The following is a 19,247-nucleotide window of genomic DNA, read 5'->3' on the forward strand; positions in this document are numbered from 1 at the left end:
CAGGGCAGGGATGTGAGCCTTTTAACATAGGCGAGTGGCGCAGTGATAAGGATGATGCAGCGCAGTATTCGTTGAATCACCTCGCCATCGGTTAGACTTGCCGCCTTTCCCTGTCTCTAGAAGTCCGTTCATGGCCCAGCCGTCCACGACCTACAAGTTTGAACTCAACCTCACCGACCTTGACCGTTCGGTGTACGAGAGCGTCAAGCAGACCATCGCCCGCCACCCTTCGGAAACCGAAGAGCGCATGACCGTGCGTTTGCTGGCCTACGCGCTTTTCTACAACGAGCAGCTGTCTTTCGGTCGTGGCCTGTCAGATGTAGACGAGCCGGCGCTGTGGGAAAAAAGCCTGGATGATCGCGTCCTGCACTGGATCGAAGTCGGCCAGCCGGACGCGGACCGCCTGACCTGGTGTTCCCGCCGTACCGAACGCACGACCTTGCTGGCCTACGGCAGCTTGCGCGTCTGGGAAGGCAAAGTGGTGCCGGTGGCGAAGAACCTGAAAAACGTGAGCATCGCCGCCGTACCCCAGGAAATCCTGGAAGTGCTGGCCAAGGACATGCCCCGGGTGATCAAGTGGGACGTGATGATCAGCGAAGGCACGATCTTCGTGACCGATGACCGTGGGCAGCACGAAGTCCAGCTGGAATGGCTGGCTGGCGAGCGCGGCTGAAACGTCGATAACTGATTGGACGCTGGTCGAGTGTGGGAGCTGTCGAGCTTCAGCGAGGCTGCGATGCAGGCGCTGCGGTCTGACAGGTACAACGAGGTGATCCCATCGCAGCCTCGCTGGGGCTCGACAGCTCCTACAAGGGATCACCGCTAATTTTCAACATTAAAGAGAAGCTTCCGTCACCCCATGCGTATCGATCCTCGCCCGTTGCCCGCCGTCCTGCCATTCCTCGGTGAATTGCCACCGTTGTTGACCCGTCTCTACGCCGCACGCGGGGTGCAATCGGAAGCCGAGCTGGATAAAAGCCTGGCGCGGCTGATCCCGTATCAGCAGCTCAAGGGCATCGATGCCGCGGTGGACTTGCTGGTGACGGCCCTGGAGCAGCGCCAGCGGATCCTGATCGTGGGTGACTTCGACGCCGACGGCGCCACCGCCAGCACCGTGGGCACCCTGGGCCTGCGCTTGTTGGGCGCCGCCCATGTCGACTACCTGGTGCCCAACCGTTTCGAATACGGCTACGGCCTGACCCCGGAAATCGTCGCCGTGGCCCTGCAGCGCCAGCCACAGCTGCTGATCACCGTGGACAACGGTATCTCCAGCGTCGAAGGCGTGGCGGCCGCGAAAGCGGCGGGGCTCAAGGTGCTGGTTACCGACCACCACTTGCCGGGCGACGAACTGCCCGCAGCCGACGCCATCGTCAACCCGAACCAGCCGGGCTGTGAATTTCCCAGCAAGGCCCTGGCCGGTGTGGGCGTGATCTTCTACGTGCTGATGGCCCTGCGTGCGCGCTTGCGCAGTTTGGGTTGGTACGAGAACAAGCCGCAGCCGAATATCGGCGAACTGCTGGACCTGGTGGCCTTGGGCAGCGTGGCCGACGTGGTCCCGCTGGACGCCAACAATCGCATCCTGGTCTACCAGGGCCTGGAACGCATTCGCGCCGGTCGCGCCCGGCCGGGGATCAAGGCGATCCTCGAAGTAGCCAAGCGCGATCACGCCCGCATCACCTCCACCGACCTTGGTTTTATCCTCGGCCCGCGCCTGAACGCCGCCGGGCGCCTGGATGACATGAGCCTGGGCATCGAATGCCTGCTCACCTCGGATTTCGCCGCCGCCCGGGAAATGGCCGCGCAACTGGACGGCATGAACCAGGACCGCAAGTCCATCGAACAAGGCATGCAGCGCGAGGCCCTGGCCCAGCTCAAGGACTTGCCGGTGGAGTCGATGCCGTATGGCTTGTGCCTGTTCGACCCGGAATGGCACCAGGGCGTGATCGGCATCCTTGCCTCGCGCATGAAAGAGCGTTACTTCCGCCCGACCATCGCCTTTGCCGACGCCGGTGACGGCCTGCTCAAGGGCTCCGGGCGCTCCGTGCCGGGTTTTCATATTCGTGACGCGCTGGCCGTGGTGGCCAGCCAGCACCCAACGCTGATCGCCAAGTACGGCGGCCACGCCATGGCGGCGGGTCTTACCTTGCCCGAGGCCAACTTCCCACTGTTCGCCGAGGCCTTTGACGCCGAAGTGCGTCGGCAACTGCGCGAAGAAGACCTGACGGGCCGGCTGCTGTCCGACGGCACCCTGGCGGTTGAAGAGTTTCACCTGGAACTGGCCCGCGCCCTGCGCAACGCCGGGCCGTGGGGCCAGCATTTCCCAGAGCCGTTGTTTCACGGGGTGTTCCAACTGGTGGAGCAGCGCGTCGTCGGCGAGCGCCATCTGAAGGTGGTGCTCAAGAGCGAGTGTGGATCGGTGAAGCTCGATGGCATTGCTTTCGGCATCGACCGCGAGATCTGGCCCAATCCCACCATTCGCTGGGTGGAACTGGCCTACAAGCTCGACGTGAACGAGTTCCGTGGCCAGGAAACCGTGCAACTGATGATCGCGCATATCGAGCCGCGCTGAACCCTGTGCAATCCTCTGTTGTCGACTAGTCTCTAAGCACTGTGTGATCGGTCTTGTGACCTTGTCTTATTTCAGCCCGCCGGGGACGGGTTTTTCGTCGACCTTTCAAACAGAACCCTGGAGCCTGCCCACTGCATAAAAGAGGTGCCCCATGAGTCTGCTGCTTGAACCCTATACCCTGCGCCAACTGACCCTGCTCAACCGCATCGCCGTGTCACCAATGTGCCAGTATTCCAGCGTCGATGGTCTGGCCAATGACTGGCACCTGGTGCACCTCGGCAGCCGTGCCGTCGGTGGCGCCGGGCTGATCTTTACCGAAGCCACCGCCGTGACTGCCGATGGCCGCATCACCGCCCAGGACCTGGGCCTGTGGAACGACGAACAGATCGAACCGCTGCAACGCATCACGCGCTTTATCAATGCCCAGGGCGCGGTGGCGGGCATTCAACTGGCCCACGCCGGGCGCAAAGCCAGCACGCACCGGCCATGGATCGGCAAGCACGGCAGCGTCAAGCCGGAAGATGGCGGCTGGGTGCCGGTGGGCCCCTCGCCGATTGCCTTCGATCCGCAGCACACTTCCCCCAAGCAACTCGATGAAGGGCAGATCCAGCAAGTGATCGCTGACTTCGTCGCTGCCGCCAAGCGCGCGTTGACCGCCGGTTTCAAAGTGGCGGAAATCCATGCCGCCCATGGCTACCTGTTGCATCAATTTCTTTCGCCGCTGAGCAACCAGCGTCAGGACCAGTACGGCGGCTCGTTCGAAAACCGCATCCGCCTGGTGCTGCAAGTGACCACGGCGGTGCGTGAGGCCTGGCCGCAAGAGCTGCCGCTGTTTGTGCGGGTCTCGGCCACCGATTGGGTCGAGGACGGCTGGAACCCGGATGAAACCGTCGAACTGGCGCGCCGCCTGAAAGACCTGGGCGTCGACCTGATCGACGTCTCCTCGGGTGGCACCGCGGCCAATGCGGAAATTCCTACCGGGCCCGGCTACCAGACCCGCTTTGCCGAGCGTGTGCGCAAAGAGTCGGGAATCGCCACCGGCACCGTGGGCATGATTACCGAGCCCGCCCAGGCCGAGCACATCTTGCGTACCTGTCAGGCCGATATCATTTTCCTCGCCCGTGAACTGTTGCGTGACCCGTACTGGCCACTGCATGCCGACGATGACCTGGGCGGGCGCAAAGCGACCTGGCCGGCGCAGTATCAGCGGGCTACGCATCGCGACCAGCCGATTCATGAGTCGGACTTGCGGGATTAACCTTGCGTAGGAAAACGCCTGAAGCTAATGTCGAAACTATGACTCTATTACTGAACGCCTCGATTATTCCCACCCTCCAGGAGAGGGTGGGCTGACGCGTGCTGGAAAAGCATGAAAAACCCGCCCTTGATCCGGCGGGTTTTTTATTGCCCGCCGATCACCGGCCAAGCCCTGCGACACAAGGAGAAGCTCATGTTGCACCTGATCTGCGGCAAAATCGCATCCGGTAAATCGACCCTGACCCAGCAGTTGTCGCAAGCCCCACAGACGGTATTGATCAGCGAGGATGAGTGGCTGTCACGCCTTTATCCCGGACAGATCCAGGCTCTGGGCGACTACGTGCGCTGCACCGGCCACCTGCGCGATGCGTTGACGGCCCATATCATCTCGTTGCTCAAGGCCGGCGTCTCGGTGGTGCTGGATTTTCCCGCCAACACCCTGGCCAGCCGCCGCTGGATGCGCTCATTGTTCGAAGGCGCAGGCGCTGACCATCAATTGCACTACCTGGATGTGCCGGACGAGGTCTGCAAGGCACGCCTGCGTGCGCGCAACGCGGAGGGTACCCACGCGTTCGAAACCAGTGACGCCCAGTTCGACTTGATCACCGGCTATTTCGAAGCACCGACACCTGCGGAAGGCTTCAACCTTGTTCACCATCAACCCTTGGAAGCACAGCATGTTGATCAAGTGTGACCTGACCGAAAAGGACCTGCCGTTGCTGGCGCTGATTGACCGTACCGAACGGATCGAGGCGTGCTATCGCGTGGAGCACGGGGAGTTGCTGCTGTACCCCGAGCACCACGACATGCGCGGCTGGCCCGAAGGCGAAGCCGAGCAGGATGCCGTGGCCTTGCAGGCGTGCCTGAAGCGCGGCGGGTGGCTGCACGGTGTGTTTGACGATGCAAAGCTGCTGGCGGCCGTGGTAGTGGACAACCGGGTTATCCTCAACCAGGGCCTGCGTATGCGCCAGCTCAAATTCCTGCATGTGAGCCATGGGGCCCGTGGCCTGGGCCTGGGTGGCCAGCTGTTTGCCCTGGCCTGTGAACACGCCCGCGCAGCCGGGGCCGAGGCGTTGTACGTATCGGCCACGGAATCGCGCAATACGGTGGAGTTCTATCTGCGGCTCGGCTGCCGGTTGCTCAAGCAGCCGGATCCCGAGCTGTTTCAACAGGAGCCGCACGACATCCACCTGTACCGGCCGCTTGTGGGATAACGCTGTAGGTCATTGCCCTGCAAGCGTTTTTTTAAGTGATTACTCTAAAAAAGTCCCACGCCCGGCAAGATAGTTTCTACGCTTAAGGTAAGCATGATTTCTGGCCCAGGAAATCAGCTTGTTGATCCTCGCAGGTCGCATCGCGGGATGGGGTTATGGGCAACCAGGAGCAGTTGATTGATACGAGGAGACAGTCCATGGCCAAGTCCTATGGTGTAGCGGGGGTGTTGTCGTCTTTTCTGGCCCGCAGGATGTCGCTGCGCAGCCGGCGCCTGAGTTCGGACGAAGAGCAATTGCTGGAACAGTACCGCGCCCTGACCGAGAGTGATCAGGTGGCGATGCGGTACTTGATCGGGGCGATGAAGAGTATTTCGCGGTTCTGAAGATCCCGAAGGGGCGTTCCCACGCGAGCGTGGGAACGTTCGGTATCAGGTGTACTTGCGCTTGTCTGGTGCAGGTGGGAAGTATTGGTACAGCCAGGTTTCGCTCAAAGTGCGGTCCTGGGTGCGGATGAACAGCCGCAGTTCAACCGGCTCGACGCTGTCGCTGGTCGGGTACCAGTCAAACAGAATTCGATAGCCCTTGATGGCATCCAGTACCAACACGCTGAAGTCTTTGACCTCACCATGGGAGCAGGTCACCACCGGCTCGATCCCGGTGCCTTCAGGCAAACGATCCAGCCCGCCGCCGTTGAAGTCCACGGCAAAACGCCGCGCCCAGACATCGGGGTAGTGCTCGCCCGGCGCCCAACCTTCGGTGAAACCGCCCATGCCCGAACGGGTGGCATTGACCTGCGCCAGTGGCGTGCTGACCGGCGGCAGGGCGCTCCAGTAGAGCTTGTAGCCGTAGTTCAGGGATTCGCCGGCAGCGACGGGCTTCTTCGGGGTCCAGAAGGCCACGATGTTGTCCAGGGTCTCGCCGGTTGTAGGAATTTCCAGCAGATCGATAGAGCCTTCACCCCACGCAGTAGTAGGTTCTACCCACAGGCTTGGGCGTTTGCTGTACCAGTCCACCGTGTCCTGATAGCTGGCGAACTCATGATCGGTCTGCACCAGGCCGAAGCCTTTCGGGTCGGTGTCGGCAAACGCGTTGAATTGCAGGGTAGCCGGGTTGTTCAGCGGGCGGCAGATCCACTCGCCATTGCCGCGCCACATGGCCAGGCGATCCGAGTCGTGGATTTGCGGGTGAATGGTGTCGCACATCCGCCGCTCAACGGTGCCGCAGCTGAACATGCTGGTCATCGGTGCGATGCCCAGTTGCTCGATGGCGGTACGCGCATTGATATGGGCGTCGATGGCCATTACCACCTGGTTGGCCTGGCAGTCGATATCGAAGCGATAGGCACCAGTGGCGCTCGGCGAATCCAGCAGGGCGTAGACCACGAAGCGGGTGCTGTCCTTGTCCGGGGTTTCGAACCAGAACTTGGTGAAGTCCGGGAATTCCTCGCGCTTTTTCGCGTAGGTGTCGATGGCCAGGCCGCGTGCGGAAAGGCCGTACTGGCCGGTGGAATCCACCGCACGGAAGTAGCTGGCGCCGAGGAAGGACAGCACGTCGTGGCGGTCCAGTTCCGGGGCCTTGAACAGCTTGAAGCCGGAGAAACCCAGGTCGCCGGTCAGTTGCTTGGTGTCTACCGTGGTTTTTTCATAGTTGAACAGCGAAGGGCGGAAGTGCACCTCGCGGGCCTGGCGGGTTTTCGGGTCGACGCTGTACATGCGCACCGGCGTCTTGAAGCCCATGCCGACGTGGAAGAACTGCACGTCCAGTTGGCCGTTCAATTCTTTCCACAGCGAATGCTTGCCGTCGTAGCCGATGGCGTTGAAATTCTGCGGGGTCATGGTCGCCAGGGTCGGCGGCAATACCTGCTTGGTGTCCTGGTAGCGATTACTTGCCAACTGCTTGGCCTGGATCTTCAGGGCCTCGAAATCGAAGGCCTGGGCCTCGCCATCAGCGGCGCGGTTGCCCGCCCAGGCCTGGGCGGCCAGCAGGCCACTGGCCGACAGACCGGTGTAAGCCGCGATGGCCATGGACGCTTTGAGCAAATTCCTGCGGTGCATAAATACAACCTGTCGTGAACAATCCCGCGCCGTTCCTGGCACGTGCTGGATCAAGGGAAACGGTTCGGACATGCCTTCGGCCAAACGCAACGGACATTAAACAGATACCAAATAGCTTAAGCGGTTCGGTGCGCAAGGAAAAATGATTGATGGCGGGTTGATGGCGCTGCATATGAAACAAGACGTTTCTGTGGAAACCGTGTGGTGAGGGAGCTTGCTCCCGTTGGGGCGCGAAGCGACCCCAGCTCAGGCGATCGAGATCCTTCAGGGATATCTCGATCGCCTGGTTTGGGGCTGCTGCGCAGCCCAGCGGGAGCAAGCTCCCTCGCCACAATAATCTCTTCCTTCAGGAACGCCGGGATCAGCCCACTTCGCCTACCGCTCGATACGCCTCATCAATCGCCGCATGGGCATACGCGCTCCATGCGGCATCCGAGTTGGCGATGCTCACATGTCCCACCGGCTGGCGCGCCAGGTCCTTCAGTTTTTCGCTTTCATCGGCATCGTCAAACAAGCTGTTGGAGAAGGTCGCATAGCCGTGTGACCAACGGTTGACAGTGATCGCCAGAATGTCGGTCTGGTGGTTGAAGCCACCCGGGCCGAGCATGCGCTGCAGCTGATCCCGCAGTTGCGCTTCCAGTTGTTCAAATGTCTGCCCATACAACTTGCCCCGCCCGGCGCGGGCCTGGTCGCGGCCGTTCATGCCGCTGTTGGGGCTGGTGGGCACGTACACCATGTGCAAACCAATCGGCTGCGTCGGGTCGCGCGGGTGCTCGTAGCCGCCCATGCTCACCGGGTAATCCAGCTTGATCCGGCTGTAAGGCTGGGTCGCTGCATAAATCTCGTGCACCCCCAGCTTCTGGAACGACGTCCAGTTGCGTACCACCACTTTGGTGTAGACCAGCGGGTACTTCACGTTCTGGCTCAGGGCCTGGGCTTGTTCTGCCGGCAGATCGCGCAGCAGGTACGGGATCATCATGTTGTAGCAGGCCAGGATGCAGCGTTTGCCGCGTACCTGTGCGAGTTGGCCGCCACGGCTGTAGCCGATGTGCACACCGTCACCGACGTTACGCACACTGACCGCAGTGCTGTTCAAACGCACCCGCACCGGCGTCCTGGGCTGATCAAGCCTGGCGTAGTCAAACGGCGCCAGCACGATGTCATCCATGGTGTGCCCCGGTGCCACTGCCGGAATCAGGCTGCGCACCAGCAAGCGTGCCAGCGAGGCGTTGCCGTCGGGGAAGTGGTAGATGTAGGGTTCTTCCATTTCTGCGGCGGCTTCTTCGCTGATCGGTGCCAGGTTCATTCCGCCGAAGCCAGGGAAACCCACGCTATAGGCATCAGCCGACGCCACCGCGTCGATACTCAAGGCCATGAAGTCGTTGGTGCGGCTTTGGAAGTACTTCACCGCGCCTTCCGAGAGTCCTACGTTCTTGAGCAGGAAATCGCGGTAGCTGGTGGTCGCGAGGTACTCGGCCTTTTCCTCGGCAGTCTTGCCCGGCAGGTAATCCTTGGGCGCGACGTGCAAGGCAATCAGCGCCTGACGGTCGGTTTCCGGCAGCGGGAAATCATTGATGAAGTCGCTGATGGAGCGCGCATGCAACTGGTCCGGGGCGATGTCGTCGGCGACCATCGGCGTCGGGTCGCCGGTCACCAGTTTGTCTTCGCCAAAGTTTTCCTTGTCGAAGAACACCCCGCGGGACAAACCCAGGCCCGGGTAGAACTGGCGGTCGAAGGCGGTCTCGAAGCGCTTGATGTTCACCCCGAGTTTTTTCAACAGCCCGTTTACTTCCTTGCTGTAAAGATGATTCGGTGACTGGAACGCTTCGCTGCCGCCGTAGCCGATGATCAGCCGGCCACCGGCCTGGAACTCATTGCGCTTGGCATGGCCGCCGAAGTCGTCGTGGTTCTCCAGGATCAGGATCTTCGCCTTCGGGTGCTTCTCACGGTAGAACCACGCCGCCGACAAACCGCTCAAGCCACCGCCGACCACCACCAGGTCGTAGTCTTCGGTGATCGGCAGTTTATCGGTGTCGAAGGCCTTCTTTTCCCAGCCCATCTGGTGGGCAATTTCGAATGAGCCGACATGGCTGCCGCGCAAGCCGGTGAGGGCGGGCGGGTAGTAGCGCCCATCGGGAGCGGCCTGGAGGATTTGCAGCGGGGTCATACCGGCGGCAATCGTGATAGCGACGCCGTTGAGGAAGTCGCGGCGGGTGATGTCCATGGGAACCTGCGAATTATTTATTGTTATGAGATCCCTGCAGGAGCCGGCTGTTGTGGCGAGGGAGCTTGCTCCCGCTGGGCTGCGTAGCGGCCCCAAAAAACCTGGGAGCACCTCGCACTACAGCGGGAGCAAGCTCCCTCGCCACAGTGAGCTCGCTTCGACAGGGGTAAGGGGTCAGTGCTTGAACATCACATGGCGAACGGTGGTGTAGTCCTCCAGGCCGTACATGGACATGTCCTTGCCGTAGCCGGACAGTTTCTGACCGCCATGGGGCATTTCGCTGACCAGCATGAAGTGGGTGTTCACCCAGGTGCAGCCGTACTGCAACCGTGCAGCCAGGCGATGGGCGCGGCCGACATCGGCGGTCCACACGGAAGAGGCCAGGCCGTAGTCCGAATCGTTGGCCCAGGCCAATACCTGGGCCTCGTCGTTGAATTTGGTTACCGACACTACCGGCCCGAACACTTCGCGGCGCACGATTTCATCGTCCTGCTGCGCGTCGGCCAATACGGTCGGCTCAAAGAAGAACCCGTTGCCTTCCACCGCCTTGCCACCCGTGATCAGGCGGATATGGGATTGCGCCACGGCACGCTCCACAAACCCGGCCACACGGTCACGGTGCTGTGCGGTGATCAGCGGGCCCAGCTCGGTGGCCGGGTCATCCTGCAAACCGTATTTGATGCTGGCAACCGCCGCGCCGAGCTTCTCGACGAACGTGTCGTAGATATCGGCCTGTGCATAAATCCGGCACGCAGCGGTGCAATCCTGCCCGGCGTTGTAGAAGCCGAAGGTGCGAATGCCTTCCACCGCCGCGTCGATATCGGCGTCGTTGAAGATGATCACCGGCGCCTTGCCGCCCAGTTCCATGTGCATGCGTTTGACGCTGTCGGCAGTGCTGGAAATAATATTGGCCCCGGTGGCAATCGAACCGGTCAGCGACACCATGCGCACTTTCGGGTGATTCACCAGCGGGCTGCCCACGGTTGGCCCACGGCCAAACACCAGGTTGAGTACACCGGCCGGGAAAATTTCAGCGGCCAGTTCCACCAGGCGCAGCGCGGTCAGCGGGGTTTGTTCCGAAGGCTTGAGCACCACGGTATTACCGGCGGCCAGGGCCGGGGCGATTTTCCAGGCGACCATCATCAGCGGGTAGTTCCACGGCGCGATGGAGGCAATTACGCCCACCGGGTCACGGCGGATCATCGAGGTGTGGCCCGGCAGGTACTCGCCGCCGGCCGAACCGCTCATGCAGCGGCTGGCGCCGGCGAAGAAGCGGAACACATCGGCCACCGCCGGGATCTCGTCGTTCAGCGCCGCGCTGTAGGGTTTGCCGCAGTTGTCCGACTCAAGCTTGGCCAGCTCTGCGCCGTGGGCTTCGATGGCGTCGGCGAGTTTGAGCAGCAGCAGCGAGCGATCCTTCGGTGGCGTTTGCGACCAGCCTTCAAAAGCGCTGTCGGCAGCACGCACCGCGGCGTCGACCTGGGCTTCGCTGGCTTCCTTGATTTCCACCAGTACCCGACCCAACGCCGGGTTGAACACCGGCTGCGCCGGGCCTTCGCCTTCGACCAGATGGCCGTTGATCAGCAGTTTGGTTTGCATGGTTCAGTCCTCTTAAAGCTGCATCGTTTCCCCTGCCGAAACCGGTTCAAGTATGGGAGCGAGCAAGCCCGCTCCCACATTTGAATCTCATTCCTTCAGTGGCAATGTGTTGTCAGTTATTTACCGCCACTACCGGCCACGCTTTCGCCGCCGCGGGTCAGGTAATAGGCACCCAGGATCGGGAACATCGTCACGATCATCACCAGCATCGCCACCACGTTGGTCACCGGCACATCCCGTGGCCGGCTCAACTGGTTGAGCAGCCACAGCGGCAAGGTGCGCTCGTGGCCGGCGGTGAAGGTGGTGACGATGATTTCGTCGAACGACAGCGCGAACGCCAGCATGCCGCCGGCCAGCAACGCCGAGCCGAGGTTGGGCATGATGATGTAGCGGAAGGTCTGCCAGCCGTCGGCGCCGAGGTCCATCGAGGCTTCGATCAGGCTGTGGGAAGTGCGGCGCAAACGGGCGATCACGTTGTTGTAGACGATCACCACGCAGAAGGTCGCGTGGCCGACGATGATGGTGAACATCCCCGGCTCAATCCCCAGGGTCTTGAAGGTCGCCAGCAACGCGATACCGGTGATGATCCCCGGCAGTGCAATCGGCAGGATCAGCATCAGCGAGATGCCTTGCTTGCCGAAGAACTCCCGGCGATACAACGCCGCCGAGGCCAGGGTGCCGAGCACCATCGCAATCAGCGTGGCGATGGCCGCGATTTGCAGCGACAGCTTGATCGCTTCCAATACGTCCGGCCGCGAGAAGGCCACGCTGAACCACTTCAGGGTGAAGCCCTGGGGTGGAAAGCTGAACGCCGCCTCTTCGGTGTTGAAGGCGTAGAGGAAGATGATCAGGATCGGGAAGTGCAGGAAAACCAACCCGCCCCAGGCCGCGATTTTTAGACTGAGTGAGGCTTTTTCAGAGTGCATCGAAGGCCCCCAGACGTTTGACGATGGACAGGTAAACCGCGATCAGCACGATCGGCACCAGGGTGAACGCCGCGGCCATGGGCATGTTGCCGATAGCGCCTTGTTGCGCGTACACCATGCCGCCGACGAAGTAACCCGGCGGGCCCACCAGTTGCGGCACGATGAAGTCGCCCAGGGTCAGCGAGAACGTAAAGATCGAACCCGCCGCGATCCCCGGCACCGACAGCGGCAGAATCACCTGCATGAAGGTCTGGCGCGGCTTCGCGCCGAGGTCTGCCGAGGCCTGCAGCAACGATGGCGGCAAACGCTCCAGCGAGGCCTGGATCGGCAGAATCATGAACGGCAGCCAGATGTACACAAACACCATGAACCGCCCCAGGTGCGAGGTGCTCAAGGTGCTGCCGCCCACGCCGGGAATGCCCATGATGAATTGCAGCGCCGGCTCCAGGCCCAGGTGCTGCACGAACCACTGCGCCACGCCGCCCTTGGCCAGCAGCAGGGTCCAGGCGTAGGCCTTGACGATGTAGCTGGCCCACATCGGCATCATCACCGCGATGTAGAAAAACGCCTTGGTCTTGCCGGTGGTGTAGCGCGCCATGTAGTAGGCGATCGGGAACGCGACGATGGCACTGGCGATGGACACCACCACCGCCATGCTCAAGGTGCGCACGATGATGTCGAAGTTCGACGGCTGGAACAGCGCGGCGAAGTTGGCCAGGGTCAGGTCCGGGGTGACCGCCATGGTGAAGTCATCGAACGTATAGAAGCCTTGCCACAGCAAGGTCAGCAGCGACCCCAAATAGATCGCGCCGAACCAGATCAGCGGCGGCACCAGCAGCAGCGACAGGTACAGGTTGGGCTTCTTGTACAGCAGGTTGGAAAACCTGCGCATCGGCGGTTGGGACAGGGCCAGGCTCATGTCACACCTCGCCTGCGATGTCGGTCAACGGCGTCATGGCTTCCCGCGCCCAGCGCGCGGTGATGGACTGGCCGACTTGATGCCCGGCGGTGGTGTCCAGCCATTGGTTGTTGGCCTGGCTGATGTTCAGGGCCTGGCCGTTTTCCAGTTTCAGTTCGTAGCGGGTGGCGCTGCCCTGGTACTGGATGTCATGCAGCAGGCCGCTGACTTCCACCTCGCCGCTGCCCAGCGGGCCTTCGGCGAAACGCACGTGTTCCGGGCGGATCGAGAACGGCTTCGGGTTACCGCTCAAGCGTTGCGCCAATTCGCCGCGAATCACGTTGGAGGTGCCGACGAATTCCGCGACGAAGGTGGTGGCGGGCTTCATGTACAGGTTGCGCGGGGTGTCGACCTGTTCGATGCGGCCCTTGTTGAATACGGCCACACGGTCGGACATCGACAGTGCTTCGGTCTGGTCGTGGGTGACGAAGATGAAGGTGATGCCAAGTTGGCGTTGCAGTTTCTTCAGCTCGCTTTGCATCTGTTCGCGCAGCTTCAGGTCGAGAGCGCCGAGGGGCTCATCCAGCAGCAATACGCGCGGACGATTAACCAGTGCGCGGGCCAGGGCCACACGTTGACGCTGGCCGCCGGAGAGTTGCACCGGCTTGCGGTCGCCGTAACCGCCGAGGGCGACCATGCCGAGCGCTTCTTCGGCGCGGTTGAGGCGTTCGGTCTTGCCTACGCCTTTGACTTTCAGGCCGTAGGCCACGTTGTCCCGCACGTTCATGTGTGGGAACAGCGCGTAATCCTGGAACACAGTGTTCACGTCGCGCTGATACGGCGGCAAGCCGGCGGCTTCCTCACCGTGGATGCGGATGGAGCCGGCACTGGGTTGCTCGAACCCGGCGATCAGGCGCAGGCACGTGGTTTTGCCCGAGCCGGAAGGGCCGAGCATGGAAAAGAACTCGCCGTCCTGGATATCGATGGAAACCCGGTCAACGGCTTTCACTTCGCCGAACTGACGGGAAACGTGGGTGAATTGGACTGCAAGCGTCATGGTGCGGTGCTCCAAAAAGGCGCGTCTTGTAAAAATTAAATCGGAGGTAGAGGTGATCGTTCCCACGCTCTGCGTGGGAATGCAGCGCTGGACGCTCCGCGTCCGCCCTTAAAGTCGTGACGCGGAGCGTCACAGGAGGCATTCCCACGCGGAGCGTGGGAACGATCAACTAGGGAGTGCTTAGCGCCCGCCCATGATCGCGATGTAATCCTGGGTCCAGCGGCTGTATGGCACGAACTTGCCGCCTTCAGCCTGCGGGGTTTTCCAGAAGGCGATCTTCTCGAACTGGTCGAAACCGTTGGTCTTGCAACCCTCGGCGCCCAGCAGTTCGCTTTCCTTGCACGCCGCGGGAACCGCCGGCAACGAACCGAACCACGAGGCCACATCACCCTGGACCTTCGGCTGCAGCGACCAGTCCATCCACTTGTAGGCGCAGTTCGGGTGCTTGGCATCGGTGTGCAGCATGGTGGTATCCGCCCAGCCGGTGGCGCCTTCCTTCGGAATGGTCGAGGCAATCGGCTGCTTCTCGTTCACCAGGCCGTTGACCTGATACGGCCATGCGCTGGAGGCCACCACGCCTTCGTTCTTGAAGTCGCTCATTTGCACGGTGGTGTCATGCCAGTAGCGGTGGATCAACGGCTGCTGGGCGCGCAACAGGTCGAGCACGGCCTTGTACTGGGTTTCGGTCAGCTCGTACGGGCTCTGGATGTCCAGTTCCGGCTTGGTGGCCTTGAGGTACAGCGCCGCATCGGCGATGTAGATCGGGCCGTCATAGGCCTGCACGCGGCCTTTGTTCGGCTTGCCGTCCGGCAGGTTCTGCGCATCGAACACTACGTTCCAGCTGGTGGGCGCGGTCTTGAACACGTTGGTGTTGTACATCAACACGTTCGGGCCCCACTGGTACGGCGTGCCGTACGTTTGCTGGCCGACCACGTACCACGGCGCATCTTTCAGGCGCGGGTCGATGTTCTTCCAGTTGGGAATCAGCGAGGTGTTGATCGGCTGTACGCGCTTGCCGACGATCAACCGCAGCGAGGCATCGCCCGACGCGGTGACCAGGTCGTAGCCGCCCTTGGCCATCAAGCTCACCATCTCGTCGGAGGTGGCGGCGGTCTTGACGTTGACCTTGCAGCCGGTCTCTTTCTCGAAACCGGTGACCCAGTCGTAGTTCTTGTCGCTTTCGCCACGTTCGATATAGCCGGGCCAGGCGACGATATCCAACTGGCCTTCACCGGCACCCACCGCCTTCAGCGGTTCGGCGGCCTGGATGCTGACACTGGCCAGCAGCGCGGTGGTCAGGGCACTGAGCAGTGCGGTCTTGTGCGCAGACATGGGGGTTCCCTCTTCTTTAATTATGGTCGGGGCAGTTTTTGCAGCAGGTGGTGCGTGAGCGTAGTTGTTGTTTTAAAGATGCTGGCCGTGGCGCGCCATGATGTGCCGCACCACGCTGTAGTCCTGTAGCGAATCGCTGGACAGATCTTTGCCATACCCCGAGCGCTTCAAGCCGCCGTGGGGCATTTCGCTGACCAGCATGAAATGACTGTTGATCCAGGTGCAGCCGTATTGCAGGCGCGACGCCACTTGCATCGCCTTGTCCAGATTCTGGGTCCACACGGAGGAGGCCAGGCCGTATTCCGAGTCGTTGGCCCAGTCCACCGCCTGTTCCAGCTCGTCGAAGCGGGTCACGGTGACCACCGGGCCGAACACTTCGCGCTGCACGATTTCATCATTCTGTTTACAACCGGCCAGCAAGGTTGGCTGGTAGAAGAAGCCAGCACCGGAATGCACGGCGGCGCCGGTGATGCGTTCGATATGCGGCTGGCCGAGGGCGCGTTCGACGAAACTGGCGACGCGGTCGCGCTGGCGGGTGCTGATCAGCGGGCCGAGTTCGTTGTCGGCATCGCGCTTGCCGGCAAACCGCAGGCTGCTGACGGCGGCGCCGAGCTCGGCCACCAATTTGTCGTGGATGCCGGCCTGGGCGTAGATGCGGCACGCGGCGGTGCAGTCCTGGCCGGCGTTGTAGTAACCGTAGGCGCGCACGCCTTCGACCACGGCTTGCAGGTCGGCGTCGTTGCACACGATTACCGGGGCCTTGCCGCCGAGTTCCAGGTGCGTGCGCTTGAGTGTCTTGGAGGCGGCCTGGAGGATCTTCTGCCCGGTGACGATATCGCCGGTCAACGAGACCATGCGCACCTTCGGGTGGCTGACCAAATGGCTGCCGACCCCTTCGCCGCCGCCACACAGGATGTTGATCACCCCGCGCGGCAACAACTGGCTCAGTACGGGCGCCAGGGCCAGGATCGACAGCGGGGTATGTTCCGACGGCTTGAACACCAGGGTATTACCGGCCGCCAGGGCCGGGGCGATTTTCCAGGCGGCCATCATCAGCGGGTAATTCCACGGCGCAATGGAGGCCACCACGCCAATCGGATCGCGACGCACCATGCTGGTGTAGCCCGGCAGGTATTCACCGCTCAGTTGCCCGGTCTGGCAGCGCACGGCGCCGGCGAAGAAACGGAACACATCGACGGTCGCGCTCAAATCGTCCTGACGTGCCAGGTGCAGCGGCTTGCCGCAATTCAGCGATTCCAGGCGGGCGAGGTAGTCTGCTTGTTTTTCGATTGTCTCGGCGATGCCCAGGAGGATGTTCGAGCGCTGCTGGGGCGTGGTCCGCGACCAACCGGCAAAGGCCCGGTGGGCGGCGAGGATTGCGGCTTCGACCTGCTCGGTACTGGCTTCGGCGATATGGGTGAGGATTTCACCGGTGGCCGGGTTGATGATCGGCTCGACAAACCCCTGGCCCGGGACCAGTTCGCCGTCGATCAGCAACGCAGTGAGCAGCGGTGTGGGCGCGCCAGACATTTTTCGCGATCTCTTTTCTTGTGTGGTCATGGCTGTTCTCGTGCGAGGCGCCTGACCTTCTCTTATGGGATGAGCAGAGACTAGAGGTCAGGCGCGAGGTCAACAAATACTAAATACTGAAAGCAGCATTCGATTAAATAGATGGCTTGCGTGGGTGGGGCTGTTCGCGGGCCACCGTCAGGAATGGGTCCACCAGCGCCGGGCGCGCCGTGCCCCGGCGCCAGGCCAGGCCCACGTCGAGGGTCTGGCTGAGGTCGGCAATCGGCCGGGCCTCGATGATGTCGCCTTCCAGGGACCAGGGGCGGTAGGTCATGTCCGGCTGGATCGACACGCCCAGGCCGGCGGCGACCAGGCTTCGCACGGCTTCCGTCGAGGCGGTGCGCAAGGTGACGCGAGGTTGCAGCCCGGCGCCGGTCCACATGCGTTGGGCGTTGTGGCCCATTTCGTCGACGTTCAGTTGAATCAGCGGCTCGCGCGCCACATCCGCCAGGTTAATGCTGTCGTGTTCCAGCAGCGGGTGCTGGGCGGGCAGCCATAAACGGTGGGGCGAGTGGGTGAGCACTTCGGTTTGCAGGGCGTGGCGGTCTTCGAGGTTGGAGAGGATCAGCACGCCGACGTCGATTTCACCGCTGACCAGCAGGTGTTCGATGTAGGGGCGTTCGTCCTCCATCACGCGGATTTCGACATTGGGGTAGGCGCGCTGGAAGCGGGTAAGCAAGTCCGCCAGGTAGTAGCCGGCGACCAGGCTGGTCACGCCGATGATCAACTGCCCGGCCACCTGGTCGGTGCTCTGTTGCAGGCTGCGCTTGGCGTTGTCGACGGTGGCGAGGATGAGGTGCGCCTGGCGCAGGAACTGGTGGCCCTGGTGGGTCAGGGTCATGCCCTTGGCGTGGCGGTTGAACAGGTTGACGCCGATTTCCTGTTCCAGTTGCTGGATCGCCAGGGTCAGGGTGGACTGGGAGATGAAGGCGGTCTGGGCAGCGGCGGAGATCGAGCCGGTCTCGGCCACGGCGATGAAGTGACGGATCTGACGCAAGGTCATCATGCTGGAATTACCAGTGGGGTGTTTTTATAGATTTGTTCGAGTGTATATCGTTTTAATTGAGGGGTAAGCGCGTTACATCTGGAAGCACTCTAGATCGGGGGTTTTTGGCACTTAGTTTTACGCTGGGGGCCTATTGGTCCTGTGAACTTGAGTTTCTGGAGGTTGTGAATGAATACCCGTGGATTGCTCGATCAACTGCTCAAATCCGGCCAGGACATGTTGCAGAACAAGGCTGGCGGGCAGCGCAAGTCAGATGACAAGGGTGCCCTTGGCGGACTGCTGGGTGGCGGCGGATTGGGTAGCTTGCTTGGCGGTGCCGGTGGTGGGGCCCTCGCGGCCGGCGCCATGGGTCTGTTGCTGGGCAACAAGAAAGCCCGCAAGTTTGGCGGCAAGGCGCTGACCTATGGCGGGTTGGCTGCTTTGGGGGTGATTGCCTACAAGGCCTACGGTAATTGGCAGGCGCAGCAGGCCAGTGCGCCTCAAGGGGAGCCGCAGACCATTGATCGGTTGCCGCCGGCCCAGGTCGAGCAGCACAGCCAGGGGATTTTGAAGGCGCTGGTGGCTGCGGCCAAGGCTGACGGGCATGTGGATGAGCGTGAGCGGGCGTTGATCGAAGGGGAGTTTGTGAAGCTGGATAACGATCGTGAGTTGCAGCAGTGGTTGCATGCCGAGCTGAACAAGCCGCTGGATCCGGCAGATGTGGCTCGGGCTGCCAGTACTCCGGAGTTGGCTGCCGAGATGTATATCGCCAGTGTGATGTTGGTGGATGAGGAGAACTTCATGGAGAAGGCTTACCTCGATGAGTTGGCGCGGCAGCTTAAGTTGGAGCCGGGGTTGAAGGCTGAACTGGAGAAGCAGGTGCGGCAGGCTGAGGTGGTTTGATTGTGTACATATCCGTTTCTGCGGTAACGGCTACTTATGGTTTCTCTCTTACAGCGAGTCACTTTGCAAAAGCGTGTACGGACCGGACACATGGTGGACACATGTGCGGGGACATGGTTGACACATTATGAACCGTAATCAGGCTGTTTCACGTCGATCGTTCGCAAAAAATGATGGCAGAAATAGACGTCAAATAGCCCGTCACTCTCAGTGTTGGGACGTAGTGCGATGTGATGTCCGGCCAGGCCTTTGGCGATCCTGAAATAGCGCTTCTGAAACTTAAATCGGCTGTGATAAACCTTGGCCTTTAAATCGTCCGGCCCGTACTCAAACGCCAAAAGCGTCTCCGGATAAGCCCAGGGGCTTTCTCGGTATCGGTCCATTGGAACCTTGTAATCCAGGGCTTGATGAGGGCGTTGATGGTTATAAACCTCTCGCCATTGATCAAGATTTGTTTGCGCTTCTGCAAGCGTCCGAAAATGGCGGCCGTTGAGCACTTCAGCCTTGAGTGACCGATGAAATCGTTCGATTTTTCCATTGGTTTGAGGGTGGAAAGGCCGACTGAAACTTACTCTGATACCTAGGCGAACAAGCCAGATACTCAGTTCCGTGATCTCCCCCGGATTACGCGGAGAGCCCCATGGGGGCCCGTTATCGACG

At 61.5% G+C, this 19,247-nt stretch carries 17 protein-coding genes (1 of these 17 cut by a window edge); 7 read left to right on the plus strand and 10 right to left on the minus strand.

Annotation, left to right across the window (positions count from 1 at the left end; genetic code table 11):
* Positions 1-130: 130 nt before the first annotated feature.
* The 6 genes from JV201_RS05300 (at position 131) to JV201_RS05325 (ending at position 5,423) form a co-directional block, all read left to right on the plus strand.
* Entirely contained in the window at positions 131-673 is a 543-nt protein-coding gene (locus JV201_RS05300) for a YaeQ family protein (protein ID WP_003209567.1), read from the plus strand.
* A 186-nt stretch (positions 674-859) separates the two neighbouring features.
* Positions 860-2,569: a single-stranded-DNA-specific exonuclease RecJ gene (gene recJ, locus JV201_RS05305; protein ID WP_008438230.1), complete on the plus strand. Its 1,710-nt coding sequence runs from the start codon at positions 860-862 to the stop codon at positions 2,567-2,569.
* A 151-nt stretch (positions 2,570-2,720) separates the two neighbouring features.
* Positions 2,721-3,827: an NADH:flavin oxidoreductase/NADH oxidase gene (locus tag JV201_RS05310; protein ID WP_003209564.1), complete on the plus strand. Its 1,107-nt coding sequence runs from the start codon at positions 2,721-2,723 to the stop codon at positions 3,825-3,827.
* A gap of 192 nt (positions 3,828-4,019) precedes the next feature.
* Positions 4,020-4,520, plus strand: coding sequence for an ATP-binding protein (locus JV201_RS05315; RefSeq protein ID WP_177123194.1), 501 nt, complete (start codon positions 4,020-4,022; stop codon positions 4,518-4,520).
* Positions 4,504-5,040: a GNAT family N-acetyltransferase gene (locus tag JV201_RS05320; protein WP_087695111.1), complete on the plus strand. Its 537-nt coding sequence runs from the start codon at positions 4,504-4,506 to the stop codon at positions 5,038-5,040. The genes JV201_RS05315 and JV201_RS05320 overlap by 17 nt, the downstream gene beginning before the upstream one ends.
* A gap of 197 nt (positions 5,041-5,237) precedes the next feature.
* The gene (locus JV201_RS05325; RefSeq protein WP_003209560.1) at positions 5,238-5,423 is read left to right on the plus strand and encodes a hypothetical protein; all 186 of its coding nucleotides are present in this window, start codon (positions 5,238-5,240) and stop codon (positions 5,421-5,423) included.
* A 45-nt stretch (positions 5,424-5,468) separates the two neighbouring features.
* On the opposite strand, the gene JV201_RS05330 is transcribed toward JV201_RS05325, so the two are convergent.
* The 9 genes from JV201_RS05330 to JV201_RS05370 all read right to left on the minus strand — a co-directional run bounded on the left by JV201_RS05330 (position 5,469) and on the right by JV201_RS05370 (position 17,705).
* Positions 5,469-7,094 carry a glucan biosynthesis protein D gene (locus tag JV201_RS05330; RefSeq protein WP_008438223.1) on the minus strand — a complete coding sequence of 542 codons (1,626 nt, stop codon included), beginning with the start codon at positions 7,092-7,094 and terminating at the stop codon, positions 5,469-5,471.
* 361 nt (positions 7,095-7,455) lie between these two features.
* Complete coding sequence (locus JV201_RS05335; protein WP_219406599.1) at positions 7,456-9,318, minus strand: NAD(P)/FAD-dependent oxidoreductase; 1,863 nt, start codon at positions 9,316-9,318, stop codon at positions 7,456-7,458.
* Between the two features lie 174 nt (positions 9,319-9,492).
* Positions 9,493-10,917, minus strand: a complete 1,425-nt coding sequence (locus JV201_RS05340) for a gamma-aminobutyraldehyde dehydrogenase (RefSeq protein WP_008438218.1) — start codon at positions 10,915-10,917, stop codon at positions 9,493-9,495.
* Between the two features lie 116 nt (positions 10,918-11,033).
* A complete protein-coding gene (locus tag JV201_RS05345; protein WP_003209553.1) occupies positions 11,034-11,843 on the minus strand; it encodes an ABC transporter permease in 810 nt (269 codons plus the stop codon).
* Positions 11,833-12,762 (minus strand): ABC transporter permease, encoded by a 930-nt coding sequence (locus JV201_RS05350; RefSeq protein ID WP_003209552.1) that lies wholly within the window; start codon positions 12,760-12,762, stop codon positions 11,833-11,835. Before JV201_RS05350 ends, JV201_RS05345 begins: the two co-directional genes overlap by 11 nt.
* Before the next feature lies 1 nt (position 12,763).
* On the minus strand, positions 12,764-13,798 hold the full coding sequence (locus JV201_RS05355; RefSeq protein ID WP_219406600.1) for an ABC transporter ATP-binding protein: 1,035 nt from the start codon (positions 13,796-13,798) through the stop codon (positions 12,764-12,766).
* A gap of 180 nt (positions 13,799-13,978) precedes the next feature.
* The gene (gene ydcS, locus JV201_RS05360; protein WP_177008140.1) at positions 13,979-15,130 is read right to left on the minus strand and encodes a putative ABC transporter substrate-binding protein YdcS; all 1,152 of its coding nucleotides are present in this window, start codon (positions 15,128-15,130) and stop codon (positions 13,979-13,981) included.
* Positions 15,131-15,202: 72 nt separating this feature from the next.
* The gene (locus tag JV201_RS05365; protein ID WP_003209549.1) at positions 15,203-16,660 is read right to left on the minus strand and encodes a gamma-aminobutyraldehyde dehydrogenase; all 1,458 of its coding nucleotides are present in this window, start codon (positions 16,658-16,660) and stop codon (positions 15,203-15,205) included.
* Between the two features lie 133 nt (positions 16,661-16,793).
* Positions 16,794-17,705, minus strand: coding sequence for a LysR family transcriptional regulator (locus tag JV201_RS05370; protein WP_003209548.1), 912 nt, complete (start codon positions 17,703-17,705; stop codon positions 16,794-16,796).
* 168 nt (positions 17,706-17,873) lie between these two features.
* Here JV201_RS05370 and JV201_RS05375 point away from each other — a divergent pair, with 168 nt between their 5' ends.
* On the plus strand, positions 17,874-18,587 hold the full coding sequence (locus tag JV201_RS05375) for a tellurite resistance TerB family protein (protein WP_003209547.1): 714 nt from the start codon (positions 17,874-17,876) through the stop codon (positions 18,585-18,587).
* Positions 18,588-18,712: 125 nt separating this feature from the next.
* On the opposite strand, the gene JV201_RS05380 is transcribed toward JV201_RS05375, so the two are convergent.
* Positions 18,713-19,247, minus strand: part of the annotated coding region (locus tag JV201_RS05380; protein ID WP_257903290.1) for an IS481 family transposase (this coding region is incomplete at its 5' end). 516 nt of the annotated region lie beyond the right edge of the window; 535 of its 1,051 annotated nt are in view.

It is taken from the genome of Pseudomonas sp. Colony2 (assembly GCF_019382755.1).
GTDB lineage: Bacteria > Pseudomonadota > Gammaproteobacteria > Pseudomonadales > Pseudomonadaceae > Aquipseudomonas.

What these genes read in the sequence shown, in the direction of transcription:
- JV201_RS05375 (WP_003209547.1), top strand. Translation starts at nt 17,874, where the DNA reads ATGAATACCCGTGGATTGCTCGATCAACTGCTCAAATCCGGCCAGGAC.
- JV201_RS05330 (WP_008438223.1), bottom strand. Translation starts at nt 7,094, where the DNA reads ATGCACCGCAGGAATTTGCTCAAAGCGTCCATGGCCATCGCGGCTTAC.
- JV201_RS05355 (WP_219406600.1), bottom strand. Translation starts at nt 13,798, where the DNA reads ATGACGCTTGCAGTCCAATTCACCCACGTTTCCCGTCAGTTCGGCGAA.
- JV201_RS05310 (WP_003209564.1), top strand. Translation starts at nt 2,721, where the DNA reads ATGAGTCTGCTGCTTGAACCCTATACCCTGCGCCAACTGACCCTGCTC.
- JV201_RS05315 (WP_177123194.1), top strand. Translation starts at nt 4,020, where the DNA reads ATGTTGCACCTGATCTGCGGCAAAATCGCATCCGGTAAATCGACCCTG.
- JV201_RS05370 (WP_003209548.1), bottom strand. Translation starts at nt 17,705, where the DNA reads ATGATGACCTTGCGTCAGATCCGTCACTTCATCGCCGTGGCCGAGACC.
- JV201_RS05340 (WP_008438218.1), bottom strand. Translation starts at nt 10,917, where the DNA reads ATGCAAACCAAACTGCTGATCAACGGCCATCTGGTCGAAGGCGAAGGC.
- JV201_RS05300 (WP_003209567.1), top strand. Translation starts at nt 131, where the DNA reads ATGGCCCAGCCGTCCACGACCTACAAGTTTGAACTCAACCTCACCGAC.
- JV201_RS05325 (WP_003209560.1), top strand. Translation starts at nt 5,238, where the DNA reads ATGGCCAAGTCCTATGGTGTAGCGGGGGTGTTGTCGTCTTTTCTGGCC.
- JV201_RS05320 (WP_087695111.1), top strand. Translation starts at nt 4,504, where the DNA reads ATGTTGATCAAGTGTGACCTGACCGAAAAGGACCTGCCGTTGCTGGCG.
- JV201_RS05365 (WP_003209549.1), bottom strand. Translation starts at nt 16,660, where the DNA reads ATGTCTGGCGCGCCCACACCGCTGCTCACTGCGTTGCTGATCGACGGC.
- ydcS (WP_177008140.1), bottom strand. Translation starts at nt 15,130, where the DNA reads ATGTCTGCGCACAAGACCGCACTGCTCAGTGCCCTGACCACCGCGCTG.
- JV201_RS05345 (WP_003209553.1), bottom strand. Translation starts at nt 11,843, where the DNA reads ATGCACTCTGAAAAAGCCTCACTCAGTCTAAAAATCGCGGCCTGGGGC.
- JV201_RS05350 (WP_003209552.1), bottom strand. Translation starts at nt 12,762, where the DNA reads ATGAGCCTGGCCCTGTCCCAACCGCCGATGCGCAGGTTTTCCAACCTG.
- recJ (WP_008438230.1), top strand. Translation starts at nt 860, where the DNA reads ATGCGTATCGATCCTCGCCCGTTGCCCGCCGTCCTGCCATTCCTCGGT.
- JV201_RS05335 (WP_219406599.1), bottom strand. Translation starts at nt 9,318, where the DNA reads ATGGACATCACCCGCCGCGACTTCCTCAACGGCGTCGCTATCACGATT.